This window comes from Acidobacteriota bacterium (genome assembly GCA_003225175.1).
Classification (GTDB): domain Bacteria; phylum Acidobacteriota; class Terriglobia; order Terriglobales; family Acidobacteriaceae; genus Gp1-AA112.
This window is the reverse complement of the sequence record QIBA01000046.1, coordinates 57,519-72,585: the sequence shown is the minus strand read 5'-3', so window position 1 is coordinate 72,585 and position 15,067 is coordinate 57,519. Positions and strand designations below refer to the sequence as shown.

Below are 15,067 nucleotides of genomic sequence, written 5' to 3'. Positions count from 1 at the left end.
CTGGCGCCCCGAACTCCAGGGCTTACTCGGCGCTCTCCTCGATCGAGAGCCGTTTCCCGGTCTCAGTGCGCAATTCTGGCGACTCGATGCTACGCACCCAAACGATCCGATCCCCGGCTGCAACTACCGGCCAAAGCTGCTTCTCCTCCTCGCTCAAATGCAACGGATAGAGCAGCTCCTTAACCCGCTTCTCGGAATTGTGACGCGCAGGCCGGAAGCGGTCTCCAGCCTTCCAGTTGCGTACGATTAGTTCTGTGATTCTGGGGAGTCGAACTGAGTGCGGATTATACGATGCATTCTTTGCGTTTCCATTGTCTTCTGAGATGCGCGCGCGAATGGTTGTTCCGATCGCCTCAACACGGACCTCTCCCGGAACAAGCAATGGAAGCGCATAACCCGAATTCGGTGCTTGCGGCTTTGCCATCTCAAAACGCAATTCCCTGAACAACAGGCGCACCCTCCACCCACCGCCGATCTCGACTACTTTGCTCTGCGTGCCTCGTTCTGCGCGTTGTGTGATGAGCTGGAGTACCTCCTGGACTTGCTCAAACTCCATGCTGCGTCCCATCTTTTCCGCGGCGGTGCGCAACAGTCTGCGTTGAACTGCTAAAGGATGTTGACAGAGCTTCTGGATGTCAATGGCGATGCTTGCGGATGCGGTCTGTCGACGCCCGCCGCCACGCGCAGGCTCTCCCGGCACGACGAGCAAAGGCAGAAGCCGGGAGATTTGCTCATTCCAATACTGCTCTTCACCTCGCGCGATCTCGGCCAAATGAGCCAGCGCCTGATCAACTGAAGGATTCACCTCTTCGCGCAGCATCGGCAGGACACGATCACGAAGACGATTGCGAGCAAGACTCAAATCTTTGTTGGTTGCATCTTCCCGCCATTCCTGGTTGAGCGTCCGCAAGTAATCGCGCAGCTCCCCCCGGTTAACGCCCAGCAACGGACGCACAATCTTTCCCATATCGAGACGATGCTCAGGGAAAATCCCAGAGAGTCCGCGGCTGCCTGCACCTCGTAACGCTTTCATGAGAACCGTCTCCGCCTGATCGTCCAGGCTGTGCGCAGTAGCAATGCAATCTGTCCGCTGTTCCCGCAGAACTCTCGCAAAGAACTCATAACGCAGATTGCGAGCCGCAGTCTCGAGGCTGACGTTGCTGTTCCTGGCGTGTGCCGGAACCTCGCCGCGGTCGACATGAAATTCGAGATTGTGAGTGCCGGCAAGGTCCGCAACAAAAGCTTCGTCTGCATCTGCTTCAGCTCCACGAATGCCATGGTGAAAATGCGCAACTGAGATCACGATTCCCAACCCATCACGAAGTTGAAGCAGAACTCGCAACAGCGCAACCGAATCCGCGCCGCCGGAAACAGCAATAGCCACGCGCTCTCCCGCACGCATGAGGGCGTGTGCCTGAATGTACTCGGCCACGCGCTGCGACAAGGTCATCACAGAATTATTTTTTCACCACCGGGACATGGTGTCACGGACAAAGCAAAAGCGGAACACGGGTCGGAGAGGGAACGTAGGAAGAGCAAGTATCTGTAACTTCGCTCCCGAAATGAGCACTACCGACGAACCGAGCACGAACCACCTGTCCATCCGTGTCCTCGGTGTTCAGTCTTGCCTTTCGCCTGCCCGGCGAAATCACGGTTTGTTAGGTGGGACTGCGAAGCTTATACTTCGCTTCCCATGAGAGTGGTGGTCATCATTCCCGCGGCGGGATTGGGAACGCGCATGGCTGCGCAGTCCGGCGTTCGTCCGGGGCAGACCACGAAGCAGTTCGCCGAGATCGCGGGCAAGCCGATTCTGCTGCACACGCTGGAGAAGTTCTCGCAGGTTTCGGAGGTAAGCGACATTTACATTGCCGTCCGGGAGAACGAAGCCGAGCGCCTGCGCGATTTCCTGGCAGGGCAGCGCCTTCGTCCGAAGATGCACGTACTTGTAGGTGGTGATCACCGCCAGCATTCGGTAGCGAATGCGCTAGCCACGGTGAAGGCCGACGCGCACGATGTAGTGTTGGTTCACGACGCGGTTCGCCCGTTCGTCGACTCGGAAATCATCGAGAATGTGATCGAAGCTGCAGCCAAACATGGCGCCGCAATTGCCGGGCTGCCGGCGGTTGATACCATCAAACAAGTCGAGCGCACCGCCGAGGGCGCAATTATTACGTCAACAGTTCCCCGCGAGCGGGTAGTGATGGCGCAGACCCCTCAAGGATTTCGCTACGACTTGCTGAAGCGAGTCTTCGACGATGCGGCGCAAGACGGATTCATCGGCACCGACGAGGCATCACTGGTTGAACGAGCGGGATATGACGTAGCGGTAGTGATGGGATCGCCCAGGAATATCAAGATCACGACGCCGTCGGATATGGAACTGGCAGAGTTTTATGCAAAGCAACTTCACCACGGAGACAGGAAGAATCGGGTGATCAGGTGATCGGACCATCGGGCGAAGTAAAGACATGGTCCATTAGCTGTCGGCTTTGTGTCTGTAGGCCTGCTTAATAATCACAAAATCGCCTACTGGCAGAACGCCGAATGCCCCGATCGTGTTGTTCTTACTGCATCCGATCACCGGATGGCATCTCCCGATATTCCGGCTCTTTGTGTATCGTTGATCCCCACGTCATCATAGGTTTTCCGGATAAGAACTAAATGCGCATTGGCTACGGTTGGGATTCGCACGAATTCAAAAAAGGCGTGCCGCTCCGGATTGGCGGCGTCGAGCTAAAGCATACGCATGGACTCGCGGGGCACTCCGACGGCGACGTGCTGCTGCATGCGCTCACCGATGCTTTGCTCGGCGCGATCGCCGCGGGCGATATTGGAAGCTATTTTCCTCCTTCTGATCCGCAATGGAAGGGGGCCGACTCCTCTACCTTTGTGCTGCAAGCCTTGACGAAGGTTCGTGAAGCGGGATGGGAAGTTTGCAATGTGGATTCCACGTTAATCCTCGATGCTCCCAAGATCGGGCCTGTCGCAGACCGCATTCGAGAAAGTATTGCGCAGCTTCTGGAGATCTCACGGGAAGATGTCGGCGTGAAGGCTAAGACTCCTGAAGGTATGGGAACCGAGAAAGCCGCGATCGCTCATGTGGTGGTTCTGCTTGAGAAGCACGAAGATCACAAGCGACTGGAAGTCGCCGCCGCGTTCCTGGAAGCCGACAACCACGTCGATGAAGTGGTGAAAAAACTTGTCAGGGACGTGGGACTTGAGAGGACACCGACTAAGAAGTAGCTCTCACTGAGCGCCGAAGTCGCAGCATTCGGGGAGCTCACCAAGAGGGTAGAAATCAGAACTGTTTTTGGGGCTCACAGAACGGGACTAATACAACCGGAAGTTCACTTCAATATCGACGTAAACCGCTACCTTGCGTCCGTCCTTAATCGCAGGCTCAAAGAGCCACTGATTGACTGCTTCGATAGCTTTTTCGTCCAGTCCCAGACCAAGGGAACGAACCACGTGAGGATTGTGGATTTTCCCGTCCTGACCGACCGTCGCTCGCACCACGACTGTTCCCTGATGCTTGGCTTTGCGGGCTTCTTCTGAGAATTCCGGTTCGGTCTGGTACTTAATTCGCGGAGGGGCTACGCCGCCGCCAACCTGAAACACTCCACCGCCAATCCCCGCCGTGTCGCCAGGTCCCACTCCGCGTCCATTCCCATTGCCTACACCGCCACAGCACGATTCTCCGACACCGGAACCATATCCTGTGCCGTTTGAGGGCACACTCAGCACGCTGGTCAGAGATCCAATCGGTCCTACCTGATTGATCCTCACTTGCGGTGGAACCATCACGGTCTGTTCAACCGCCAGCTTTGGATGATCGTTGCGAATTACAACAGTCGGAGGCGTGATCTGCTGCATGCTGAATTTTGGCGGAACGCCTTTGCTGGCTTCGAGCTTGTCGCGATCTCCACCACCACCACCGCCGCCGACTTGTTTTGCCGCAGAAGGCATAGGAATGTAAGCGCCAATATCGACGACTGGACCGAGCGCCTGAGCGATTTGCACGCGATGCGTGACTACCTGATGCGTGACATAGAGCAGCAATGCCAACGCAACTGTGTGGATAAGAATCGATGTATAGAAATTTCGCGACTGCACGGCATAAGTGCCGTACCCTTCGCCAAACAGTGTTGGCAGAATGTCGGTCGGTTCTTTAGGCGGAGCGACACCTCCCGAGCCGGGAAGTCGAGGTGCCGGTTGGGCCGAGGTAGCCATCAGTCGTACTCCGTAGTATAGACCGTCTTCGCACCAAAAAGTTCCAAGACCTTGCGCTAGCAAGGCAGGAATTTTCTTAATACTCTCTAGTACGTCCGCCAGGTCCTGTCAGGATTCACAGGGCAATGTACACAAAACAAGCCAAAATCAGGCTAATAATAGTCACAGACGATAACACGGGGTAGATGCCTTCGCCACTTAAATGGGACGAAAGCATTGTTGAGTCCTCGCTCGTGTCTCTCTGCAGAAGATCTGGGTTAGCGCGCGCGTTTGGCGCTCGCGAAGAACCGGGTAATCGCGTCATCAGGTGAAGTATGAGCCGTTCTTCGACATTCTGTCATTCCGAAATAGCAGGGTCTTGCTTGCGCGGTTCCGGCCGCCTGAGCCGGTGGAAGACATAGACCTGCTTTACAGTTAGGGAATGCAGCGGCTCGATCCCTCCGAAAGAGAAGTCAACATCCGCGCAGGAGCGCCCAGATCCACGTCAAGGCTGGCAGCCTTAATCGTCCTGCTCCTTCCCACTCTGGCTTCGGCTCAAGCTGCCCACCCACAACTCGTCGGCTACTACGCCGAACGCCACGCATCCAACGGCGACTATCCCCTGAAGCAGCTTGCGACGAACGGCGCGGCCGGCTTGCTCACGCAGCTCAACTACGCCTTCGGAAAGATTTCACAGAGCCGATGCCAGCTTCTGGATGCCAATTTGGAGTTGAAGCGCGCATACTCGGCAAGCGACAGCGTTGACGGCGCAGCCGACTCGACAGACCCGAATCAACTGCGCGGCACCTTTCATCAACTTCAGGAACTCAAGAAGCAGTTTCCCAAATTGAAAATCCTCATCTCGTTGGGCGGTTGGATCAACTCTGAGGGCTTTTCCGATGCGGCGCATCCTGCAAATGTCCGTGCCTTTGTGCGTTCCTGTATTGACATGTATGTCCACGGCAACTTCGCCTCCGGAATTCACGCGCCCGGGATCTTCGATGGAGTTGACATCGACTGGGAATATCCTGTTGACGGCGGCCTGATTCCCGGGCGCCCAGAAGACACCAAGAATCTGAACGTGATGGCCGCCGAGTTCCGGCGCCAACTCGACGCCGTTCGTCCAGGACTGCTGCTCACTGCGGCAATTCCCGCGACGCAAGAAGACTACAAGCACTACGACCTGAGAACGCTTGGCCGATATATGAACTACATCAACATCATGGCGTACGACATGCACTGGAACGGCGAGAAGGTCACGAACCTGCACAGCGCGCTCTTTCATGATCCAGCTGACCCGTCGAAGCCGCCCGAAGACACGCACTTCGGCGCGCATGCAGTACAAGATTTCTTACACACAGGAGTGCCGGCACGAAAAATCATGCTGGGAGTGCCTTTTTACGGCAAGGGATGGACTGGCGTTGGCAACGCAAATCACGGCCTCTACCAGCCTGCAAAGGAGGCGTCAAAGTCATCCCCCGAATATCGCAACCTGAAGGCGTGGCCGGGCAGCGCTGACCGGCAGTTCTATCCAAAGAGCGCCACGTGTTCAATTTGGAACAAGGGAGAGTTCTTCAGCTATGACTGTCCCGAGGCACTGCAGGCAAAGCGGCAATACGTACGACAGCACGGCCTCGCTGGCCTTATGTTCTGGGATATGGGTCAAGATACAAGCGAGGCGGACTTGTTGAAGGCCTTAGCAGCTAAGTAGCATGATTCGAAGCTGGAGATGCAACATGCAGGCGTTCAGTTTCAAACCCTCTCGACAGTCTCTCCCGTGTCGTATTGTGGAACCACGTCCTTGCGCTCCTGCTTGCGATACAGGAATCGCAGCGCGATCGGTGCGAAGATTGTAGTCGCTCCGGTCATGAAAACAACGATTGCGTAAGCGGCGTCGGAGATCATCTTCATCTGCAGACCAAGCAGGGCAATGATCAGCCCAACCTCTCCGCGCGGTGTCATGCCTACTCCGACTTTCAATGCAGTATCCCTGCCTTCGCGCAGAACCGGAAGTCCGCAACCAACAAGTTTGGAAACAATCGCGAGAACCGCAATTACACTGGCCGCGAGCCATAACGATCCGTTGAAGACGCTCAGGTTGAGCTTGGCTCCCATCACGAAGAAGAAGAACGGAGCCAGGAATTCGTTGATGCCGGCGACGCGCGGCATCAGGTGCCATTCCGGGGCGTATTCGGCGAAAGCCAATCCCGCGAAGAAGGCGCCGATGATTGCGGCCATACCGATCTTTTCCGCTCCTACAGAGAGCGCGAGACAAATGGCCAGAGCCAGAACGAGTGGGGCATTGTGCGTTTCCATCCGTTCCAATCCGGGACGCATGCGCTGAATCACGCGTGGCGCGAAGAAGATCATGATCAGCGCGAATCCGACCGCTTCCGCCAGTAGCACGCTCAGCTGGATCCAGGCGATCGAGCCGGAGGAGACGAAGCCCACCACCACCGCAAGCAGCACCATGCCGAGAATGTCGTCGAAAACCGCGGCTCCCAAAATGATCTTTGCAGGGCGTGTCTGCAGTACGCCGAGGTCCTCCAGGACGCGCGCGGTAATGCCGACGCTGGTTGCCACCATAGCAGCTGCGATGAAGACGGCTTCGTGACCGGGATGATGTCGAATGAGGAGGAAGGTGAGTCCCATCAGGAACGGCAAGGCAACGCCGGCAAGAGCGACTCCCAATGCGGATGCGCCGATGCGAATCAGTTCCTTGGGCCTCGTCTCAAGACCTACAGTAAAAAGAAGGAAGATCGCGCCGAGTTCGCCGATTGAGGTGGTGGCTTGGCTGGGAATGATGAAACCGGTGAGATAAGGACCGAGCACAACGCCTGAGAGGATCTCTCCCAGCACCGCAGGCAATGAGAGCTGCTCAAAGAGTTCGCCGAAGATCTTCGCCCAAAGGAAGATCACCAGGAGCTGTAGCAGAAATGGATCGGCGCCGTGCGTCATGCCGAGTATCCATTGTCACCGTGACCTAAGCTGCGCGCCACTGAAATCCAGAGTAGCTGGATGATATGCCAGAATGCGCCAGGTAAGCTCCTAAGCCGCTAATCTCTTAATCTTCTGAGCTAAGGGAATGGAAAATCTGAGACAAAATTGGTACCTAAATCGAAGAGCAGCAGACTGCTGGGAAATAAGCCGGAGGCCATCAAATCCGGCTTCGTCGTGCTGCTGGAAAAGCTCGGTGTTAATCTGATGGAGGCAGGCTAGCAGCTCAGGAGCTTAGCCGCTTAGAAGCTGGTTTTTCATGGACCATCGCGCATTTTTCTTTCAAAAGTTCGGTCTCACGAACCGGGATCTGGAACGGTATCTGGGAGAGGCTTTGTCGGCGGGCGGCGACTATGCTGATCTCTACTTCGAGTATCACACTTCAACTTCGCTAAGCCTCGATGAGTCACTAATCAAGTCGGCAACTCAAGGCATTTCGGCGGGTTGCGGCGTCCGCGTGATCTCGGGCGAACGTACCGGATACGCCTACACAGACGATCTCTCCCCGGAGCGCATTCTGCGGGCTGCCCGGACTGCGGCGCTGATCGCCAGCGGCCCGAACAAGCAGCCGGTCGTAAATCTTAAGGACCCGACAGGCGGCCATACTCTGTACGCCGTCGCCTCACCCTCCGTTGATGCCGAGGTTGCAGCAAAGGTCGAGCTACTTCAGCGCGCAGACCGGCACAGTCGCAACCATGATTCCCGAATCGTTCAGGTTCGTGCCAGCTACGCCGATGAACTGCGCCGGATTCTCGTAGTCGGATCCGACGGCGTAATTGCCTCCGACTCGCAGCCTCTGGCACGCATGAGCATCTTCTGCATCGCCAAAGACGGTCCGAACTCCGCACGTGGCAACTCCGGTGGAGGTGGGCGTGTTGGCATCGAGTATTTCCAGACCGAGAAAACTCCTGAGTACTTCGCTCACGAAGCGGCGCGACAAGCGATCATTCAACTCGATGCGCGAGAGACTCCCGCGGGAGAGATGGAAGTTGTGCTCGGTCCCGGATGGCCCGGTGTTCTGCTCCACGAAGCCGTGGGCCATGGACTCGAAGCTGATTTCAACCGCAAAAAAACTTCGGCGTTTGCCGGACTCGTTGGCAAGCGAGTCGCGAGCGAGAAGGTCACGGTGGTTGACCACGGCACGATGCCATCGAAGCGTGGCTCAATCAACGTCGACGATGAAGGTTCTCCCACGCAGCACACAACGCTAATCGAAAACGGAATTCTCAAGGGCTACATCAGCGACAAGCTATCAGCGCGCCTGATGGGCATCGCGAACACCGGCAATGGACGCCGCGAGAGCTACGAGCACATTCCCATGCCTCGCATGACGAACACTTACATGCTTGCCGGCCAGGACGATCCTCAGGACATCATCAAGTCAGTAAAGCGCGGGCTCTTCGCCGTGAATTTCGGTGGTGGTCAAGTGGATATCACGAACGGTAAGTTCGTATTCTCAACTTCCGAGGCGTATCTGATCGAAGATGGCGAGATCACCACACCGGTAAAGAATGCCACGCTGATCGGCAACGGTCCGGATGTGCTTACACGCGTTTCCATGGTGGGCAATGATCTTCAGCTCGATGAAGGTGTGGGCACGTGTGGCAAGGACGGACAGTCCGTGCCGGTGGGCGTAGGAATGCCCACGATCAAGGTGGATCGGTTGACGGTCGGAGGAACGGGATAATCTTCTGCAAAGCCGGAGCGCGGCATTCTCGTAGTCCCGCGGCGTAAGCCCTGGGGGTCTGAAAAAACAAATTGAGCGCCGTGGGCGCGGCACTCTTGCTGCGCGGCTGGTGGGTCGCGCTTTTCGGTGAGAGCTCAACACGATATTCCAATATGGAACAAAAACGCACTAGTGGCCGTTGTATTAGATGCGATTAAAACTTAATGCCAATTGAAACTCAGGAAAGAATCGAACTCGGAGCAGGACTCAAGGAGATCGCAGTTGAAGTAGTGGAACGCGCGATGAAATCGGGAGCTACTTCAGCCGACGCCATTGCGCGCGATGGTAATGAGTTCTCGACGCTGGTTCGGCTGGGTGAAGTTGAAACCCTTAAGGAGTCCGGCGCGCGAGCGCTGGGATTGCGAGTATTTGTGGGCGCGCGCGCTGCCGCAACTCATACCAGCGACTTTTCCCACGAAGGAGTTGAGCGCCTAGTCTCGAGCGCGATGACGCTGGCGCGAGCGACTTCCGAAGATCCGATCGCCGGCTTACCCGATGCAGCTGCTCTAGGATCGCTCAAGCAGGACCTGGATCTTTATTACGACGATGTCTACTCGCTCTCGGCCGCCGACAGGATTGACTACGCGCGTCGCGCAGAGGCGGCGGCAATGGCGGCCGATCCCCGCATCACGAATTCCGACGGTGGTTCTTTCGACGCGGCCACGGGGTACAAGGTCCTGGCTAACTCGCTGGGATTTGTTGGTGATTATCGCCGCTCGTACTGCTCGGTCTCTGCGGTTCCCATCGCACAGGCGGAAGGCTCAGCCATGCAGCGCGACTACTGGTACTCGGCCTGCCGCACTCTGCAGAAACTGGAATCGCCTGAATCCGTTGGTCGAAAGGCAGCAGAGCGCACTTTGCGTCGCGTAGGCGCTCGCAAAGTCCCCACGCAGAAGGTTCCCGTGGTCTTCGATCCGATGGTCTCGCGCGGCCTGATCGATCACATCTTCGACGCCGTGAACGGGGATGCCATCTATCGTCATTCCTCTTACCTGACCGGTAAGCTGGGAGAGCAGATCGCAGGGGAGAACATTACGATCGTTGACGATGGCACGATGATTGGGGGCTTCGGCTCTTCTCCGTTCGACGGTGAAGGCGTGCCCACGCGCCGTACAGTAGTCGTGGAGCGCGGAGTTCTGAAGAGTTATCTGCTGAATACGTACACGGCCCGAAAGCTGAAGCTGCAAACCACCGGTAATGCCGCTCGCGGACTGACCGGCAATCCTGGTATCGGCTCGGGAAATTTCTATCTGCAGCCTGGTGACAAAAGCCCGAAGGACATTTTGCGCGATATTCGCAGCGGCCTATATGTGACCGAGTTTTTAGGATTCGGGGTGAACCTGGTCACCGGAGATTTCTCTCGCGGGGCCTCCGGCCTATGGATCGAGAATGGTGAGTTCAGCTTTCCAGTGGAAGAGATCACCGTGGCGGGTAACTTGAAAGAAATGTTCCGCAACGTCTCCGCCATCGGAAATGACCTCGAGTTCCGTAGCTCAATCGCAGCCCCCACTTTGCGTATTGAAGGAATGACCGTAGCTGGGGAGTAACTGGTTAGTAATCTTCGAGTTAACTCTTCGAACCAGGTGCACCAGGCCCGCAGTAGACCTTGGCCTCTTACCAAAATTGCACAAAGCAAAGTACTAAGCCGAAAACATCTACTCTGGATTCCAACCCCGCATAACTACGTAGCGTCTCAACAACCAGAGATGCACCTTCGCGAGGCAATTGCAGTAATCGTCAACTTCGTGCTCATTGCGGCGCTCACTGTCTACGGTTTTCGGCTCTTTGCCGAGTATCACTCCAAGGGCAAGTGGGCGAAGAATGTGACGAGCCTTCTGGCCGGTGTCGGCCTGATGACGCTCGCGCTAGCTTTGCTTCTCACGCCTCAGAACGCCGCCATTCTGACGCGGATTTCGCATACTAAGATCGCGCGCATCCTGCTGTGGGCCAGCAACACGCTCTTACTCGCAGCCATTGCCGCATTTGGAGCCATTACCTATAGCCGTCCGCTGCGGCTTTGGCACGAACGTAAGATCGAGAGAGACCTACGTAGTGAACTTCCCAAGATTCCCTGAAAACAAAAAACGCCGAGGATCATCCGCCGACCGCGGTCGAGTGGTGAAGTTCCCTATCGCTACGCCGGCAGAGTCCGCTTCACGCGAAGGATGGGGTTTTTGGCGTCTGGGGCCCGGGATAGTAACTGGCTCGGCGAACCTTGATCCCTCCGCCGTTGTGACGGCGACGATTGCGGGAGCGGCCTTCGCCCACTCGCTGCTTTGGGTCGTTATTCTCGTGGTTCCATTTCTACTTGCGATTTTCTCGGTCACAAGTCGAATCGGCGTTGAGACTGGATTGGGACTGCTCGATCTGGTGCGCGAGCACTACGGCCGTGGATTCGCACTCGCAGGCGCCGCCTTCACCATGCTGACGAATTTCGTTGTGGTGATTGCGGACATCATGGCCGTGTCCGACGCGATGTCGATTCTTACCGGACTCTCGCGCATGTTCTTCATTGCAGCCACTGCGTTTTTCGTGTGGTACATCCTTGTCTTCCAGGACTATCAGAAGATCACTCGCGCGCTGGTTCTATTTTCACTGCCGTTATACCTGTACGTGGCCGCAGCGATATTCACGCATCCGCATATTTCCACGCTATTGCACGACATCTTCGTGCCACGAATGCAGGCGAGCTCCGAGTACGCGGAGAACATCGTGGCGTTGTTCGGCTCGTTCCTTACGCCTTACATCATCATTTGGCAAACGAGTTCGCGAAGCGACCCTAATCATGAGCACCATGGCGCGGACTCCATCATCTCGACGGCCGTTACGTTTGTGCTGGCGTGCTCCATTATTGTGGCCACCAGCGCTGTACTGCAGTTCAATCATGCGCCTGACATGACCACGCGCCAGGCTGCAGAGGCTCTGCGACCTGCCGTCGGAGATTGGGGCGCGATTGTCTTTGCGATCGGCATTATCGGATCGGGAATGGTCGCGCTCCCTGTATTGACGGCGTCTATGTGCTTCGATCTGGCGCAGGCTGTGGGATGGAAGGCAGGATTGAGTGACAAGCCATGGGAGGCGAAGCGCTTTTACGTTCTGATTTCGGCCGCCGTCTTTTTAGCCGCGGGGGCAAATTTTCTGCGTATAAACCCAGTCACAGCGCTCTATTGGTCGATGGTGCTGGCAGGGGTGCTCCTGATTCCCACCCTCATCTTTATCCTGCTGATTTCAAACGATCGCCGAATCATGCGCACGGTGAACAACCGCTGGCAGAACTTCTGGCTGGGAGCCGCCGCTGGCGGCACCGCCGCCGCTGGATTGATCTACATGCGTTACGCATTGTTCTAGGTCGCAGAATCCGCTGCCAGCCTGTTAGAATCAAATTATCCATTCATGAATGCCGATCTTGAAAGGCTTATAAAACTTGAGCAGGTAGATCGCGAGATAGGACGCCTGTCCGCCGAAGTGGCCGCGCTTCCCAAACGAGTTGCCGACATCGAACACCAGCTCTCTGACGCAAAAGCCAAGGTCGAACAGGCAAAGACCGCGATGAAATCTCAGGAGCAAAAGCGGCGCAGCCTGGAGTCTGACATCCAGTCGTACCAGCAAAAGATCGGCAAATTTCGCGACCAGTCGCTCGACGTAAAAACCAACGAGCAATATAAAGCCCTGATGCACGAGATCGAATTCGCGCAAGCGGAGATCCGCAAAGCTGAAGACAAGGTCCTCGAGATCATGGAAGGCGGCGAGCTGTTCGATCGCCAGGTGAAAGCTTCGGAAACGGAACTGAAAACCCAGTCTGCGCAGGTTGACAGAGAAAAGGAAGAAGCGCGAGCGCTCACCTCGAAGGATGAGGCGCGGCTGAAGGAGCTCCAGGGCGAGCGCGGCGGACTTCGGTCTGGCGTCAACGAAGATTTATTATCGCTTTACGATCGGGTTCTCAAAGCTCGCAAGACCGCCCTTGCCGAAGCTCGTGAACAGCGTTGCACTGCATGTTACGTTCTACTGCGTCCGCAAAAATGGAATGAGATAAAGGCGGGAACCGAAATCCTGACCTGCGACAGCTGCGGACGAATCCTTTTTTACGATCCAGCCCACGAACCGCCTCCGCCTGAGCCTGACAAGAAAAAGACAAAGAAGGCGAAAGTCACAGCCGAAACGCAGGCTGCAGCAGCGTCTCCGGAAGCTGGTAGCTTGGAAGTTTCGGCAGACAGCCCGTCTTAAAACAACGATCACAATCAGCGCATAGCACAATTTGTGATCCTGAGGCCTTCTTTTGGCCGAAGGACCTCCCGCCATGTTTCAGACTTAATCGCTCCCTCCTGGCTTTTCACGAGAGTTCGGGCCAAAAGCCAAACCAAGGCCACTCAAGTGTGAAGCATTCCGGGAGATCCTTCGGCCAAAAGAGGGCCTCAGGATAAAAGCGATAAGGTAGGTCCCGCCCAAGCGCAAAAATAAAAAAGGGCGGCCTTTCGGCCGCTCTTCCCATTCTGAAACTAGCGCCTCACGCAACCTTAGCTTTGCGCGCACTCTGGAATACTGAGAATGCTGCGCCCTGTGGATCCGTGAGCACTGCAAATCTTCCTACGTTCTCCATTGAAACCGGACCGAAAAGCACATTAGCGCCGGTCTGCTTTGCTTTGTCGACAGTGGCATCGCAGTTGGTGGTCTCAAAGTAGAGAAGCCAGTGCGGCGGAACATTCGGATTGCTGTGTTCCGCAGGTGGAATTCCACCGATGTAATCCTCACCATTTTTGATATGCAGATAGCCGGAAGGATCTTTTTCATCCTTCTCCAGCTTCCATCCGAACAGCTTGGTGTAGAACTCACTGGCGCGTGCTACGTCAGGAGTGTTGAGGTCGGCCCAGCAGAATGCGCCGTTGGTGTTTCTGGCGCCCGCGGGACGGGGTCTTTTGTCTTGCCAGATGCAGAACGTGGCGCCAGTTGGATCCTGCACCACCGCCATCCGCCCGACGTCCATGACATCAAATGGCTGCGCGATGACTTTTCCGCCCAAGGCGCTCGCGCGCTGGGCAGATTCGTCCACGTTATCTGAGGCAATGTAGATCATCCAATGCGGTGGGACGCCGTGTTCGCGCTGATCTTTGCGCAGCGTGTAGGCAGCGGCGGCATCTTTTCCATCGAGTTTAAACATTGAATAGAATTCGTCTGGCCCCATGGGCGCGTCATCGACGGTCCAGCCGAAAAGGTGCATGTAGAACTTCTTAGCGGCTTTCTGGTCGGTAGTTCCGAGTTCCATCCAGCAGAAAGAACCTGGTTTGAATGTGGCTGTCGTTGTCATGGCGCGAAAGTATAATCCTGCGCGCGTTAGCGAAGCGTTAAAAACTTTCTTACTCCGGAGCATGTGGGACGAAACGCCAAGTAGCGAGGATTAGGAGTGCAGCTCCTCCCCCAGCTTGCGCAGCCGAGCCACTGTCTCGGACATATTTCCATTCTGGAATACCCGAATTCCTGCCACACCGCGTGCACCGGCCTTGAGGCAGTTTGCTGCATTCGAGAGGGTGACTCCCCCGAGTACGAAGACTGGCATAGGCTGGTGGGCTGCCTTACGCTTATCGCACGCTTCCTTCACTGCGCGTACCGCAGTCGGAGCGCCTTTGTCCCGTGCCTTTTCGAATACCGGGCCAAACACCGCAAAGTCCGCCCCCTGTCCTTCCGCAAGTGATACCTCTTGAACTGTGTGGCAGGAAACACCGATGAACGGAGAAGAAATTCCAACCTGCGCGAAGATCACACGCGCCTCTGCCGCGGAGACATCATCGGACCGAAGATGCACTCCATCTGCGCCGCATGCAATTGCTACATCTAGCCGAGAATTGATCAGCAACCTGGTGCGCACGTTCGACGCGCCGATCGAGACGCCACGGACAATGTCCACCGCGCGAGTTCCCAATTCGGCAAGCTCTCGCGCGTTGAGGTCTTTTTCCCGCAGCTGAATGGCATCAACACCAGCGCTCGCAGCCTCTGCTATACGCTCGAGCAATAACCGAATTGCTTCCTCATGCTTAGCGGAAAGCTGGCTACGATCGGTTATGTAATAGAGAAACAATCATTGACCTTAGCAGAACGGGCGCGCCTGCGATGCAACGCGCCAGGGCAATTCGGCCTCTCTGA

The 15,067-nt window shown here is 56.2% G+C and carries 12 protein-coding genes; 7 read left to right on the top strand and 5 right to left on the bottom strand.

What is annotated here, in order from left to right:
• Positions 1–22 precede the first annotated feature (22 nt).
• Positions 23–1,450 carry a tRNA lysidine(34) synthetase TilS gene (tilS, locus tag DMG62_12450; protein ID PYY22665.1) on the bottom strand — a complete coding sequence of 476 codons (1,428 nt, stop codon included), beginning with the start codon at positions 1,448–1,450 and terminating at the stop codon, positions 23–25.
• A 243-nt stretch (positions 1,451–1,693) separates the two neighbouring features.
• Between tilS and ispD the strand changes: the two genes are divergently transcribed.
• Together ispD and ispF are read left to right on the top strand one after the other, a co-directional pair.
• Positions 1,694–2,443 (top strand): 2-C-methyl-D-erythritol 4-phosphate cytidylyltransferase, encoded by a 750-nt coding sequence (ispD, locus tag DMG62_12445; protein ID PYY22664.1) that lies wholly within the window; start codon positions 1,694–1,696, stop codon positions 2,441–2,443.
• Between the two features lie 218 nt (positions 2,444–2,661).
• A complete protein-coding gene (gene ispF / locus DMG62_12440) occupies positions 2,662–3,243 on the top strand; it encodes a 2-C-methyl-D-erythritol 2,4-cyclodiphosphate synthase (GenBank protein ID PYY22663.1) in 582 nt (193 codons plus the stop codon).
• An 87-nt stretch (positions 3,244–3,330) separates the two neighbouring features.
• On the opposite strand, the gene DMG62_12435 is transcribed toward ispF, so the two are convergent.
• Complete coding sequence (locus DMG62_12435; GenBank protein ID PYY22662.1) at positions 3,331–4,230, bottom strand: energy transducer TonB; 900 nt, start codon at positions 4,228–4,230, stop codon at positions 3,331–3,333.
• 421 nt (positions 4,231–4,651) lie between these two features.
• Here DMG62_12435 and DMG62_12430 point away from each other — a divergent pair, with 421 nt between their 5' ends.
• Positions 4,652–5,920, top strand: a complete 1,269-nt coding sequence (locus tag DMG62_12430; protein ID PYY22661.1) for a chitinase — start codon at positions 4,652–4,654, stop codon at positions 5,918–5,920.
• A 41-nt stretch (positions 5,921–5,961) separates the two neighbouring features.
• Here the strand turns inward: DMG62_12430 and DMG62_12425 are convergent, their stop codons facing one another.
• Positions 5,962–7,167, bottom strand: coding sequence for a cation:proton antiporter (locus tag DMG62_12425; protein PYY22660.1), 1,206 nt, complete (start codon positions 7,165–7,167; stop codon positions 5,962–5,964).
• 298 nt (positions 7,168–7,465) lie between these two features.
• Between DMG62_12425 and DMG62_12420 the strand changes: the two genes are divergently transcribed.
• The 4 genes from DMG62_12420 (at position 7,466) to DMG62_12405 (ending at position 13,156) form a co-directional block, all read left to right on the top strand.
• Positions 7,466–8,893 (top strand): metalloprotease TldD, encoded by a 1,428-nt coding sequence (locus DMG62_12420; protein ID PYY22659.1) that lies wholly within the window; start codon positions 7,466–7,468, stop codon positions 8,891–8,893.
• A 203-nt stretch (positions 8,894–9,096) separates the two neighbouring features.
• Positions 9,097–10,479: a peptidase gene (locus tag DMG62_12415; protein PYY22658.1), complete on the top strand. Its 1,383-nt coding sequence runs from the start codon at positions 9,097–9,099 to the stop codon at positions 10,477–10,479.
• Positions 10,480–10,849: 370 nt separating this feature from the next.
• Complete coding sequence (locus DMG62_12410; GenBank protein PYY22657.1) at positions 10,850–12,280, top strand: hypothetical protein; 1,431 nt, start codon at positions 10,850–10,852, stop codon at positions 12,278–12,280.
• Positions 12,281–12,325: 45 nt separating this feature from the next.
• Positions 12,326–13,156 carry a hypothetical protein gene (locus tag DMG62_12405; GenBank protein ID PYY22656.1) on the top strand — a complete coding sequence of 277 codons (831 nt, stop codon included), beginning with the start codon at positions 12,326–12,328 and terminating at the stop codon, positions 13,154–13,156.
• 280 nt (positions 13,157–13,436) lie between these two features.
• Here the strand turns inward: DMG62_12405 and DMG62_12400 are convergent, their stop codons facing one another.
• Both DMG62_12400 and DMG62_12395 read right to left on the bottom strand, forming a co-directional pair.
• Positions 13,437–14,297: a VOC family protein gene (locus DMG62_12400; protein PYY22655.1), complete on the bottom strand. Its 861-nt coding sequence runs from the start codon at positions 14,295–14,297 to the stop codon at positions 13,437–13,439.
• Positions 14,298–14,324: 27 nt separating this feature from the next.
• Positions 14,325–15,002 carry a thiamine phosphate synthase gene (locus DMG62_12395; protein ID PYY22654.1) on the bottom strand — a complete coding sequence of 226 codons (678 nt, stop codon included), beginning with the start codon at positions 15,000–15,002 and terminating at the stop codon, positions 14,325–14,327.
• Between the last annotated feature and the right edge of the window lie 65 nt (positions 15,003–15,067).

Bases quoted from the DNA above. Each gene is read 5' to 3' on its own strand.
- tilS (PYY22665.1), bottom strand. From the start codon at position 1,450: ATGACCTTGTCGCAGCGCGTGGCCGAGTACATTCAGGCACACGCCCTC.
- ispD (PYY22664.1), top strand. From the start codon at position 1,694: ATGAGAGTGGTGGTCATCATTCCCGCGGCGGGATTGGGAACGCGCATG.
- ispF (PYY22663.1), top strand. From the start codon at position 2,662: ATGCGCATTGGCTACGGTTGGGATTCGCACGAATTCAAAAAAGGCGTG.
- DMG62_12435 (PYY22662.1), bottom strand. From the start codon at position 4,230: ATGGCTACCTCGGCCCAACCGGCACCTCGACTTCCCGGCTCGGGAGGT.
- DMG62_12430 (PYY22661.1), top strand. From the start codon at position 4,652: ATGCAGCGGCTCGATCCCTCCGAAAGAGAAGTCAACATCCGCGCAGGA.
- DMG62_12425 (PYY22660.1), bottom strand. From the start codon at position 7,167: ATGACGCACGGCGCCGATCCATTTCTGCTACAGCTCCTGGTGATCTTC.
- DMG62_12420 (PYY22659.1), top strand. From the start codon at position 7,466: ATGGACCATCGCGCATTTTTCTTTCAAAAGTTCGGTCTCACGAACCGG.
- DMG62_12415 (PYY22658.1), top strand. From the start codon at position 9,097: ATGCCAATTGAAACTCAGGAAAGAATCGAACTCGGAGCAGGACTCAAG.
- DMG62_12405 (PYY22656.1), top strand. From the start codon at position 12,326: ATGAATGCCGATCTTGAAAGGCTTATAAAACTTGAGCAGGTAGATCGC.
- DMG62_12400 (PYY22655.1), bottom strand. From the start codon at position 14,297: ATGCTCCGGAGTAAGAAAGTTTTTAACGCTTCGCTAACGCGCGCAGGA.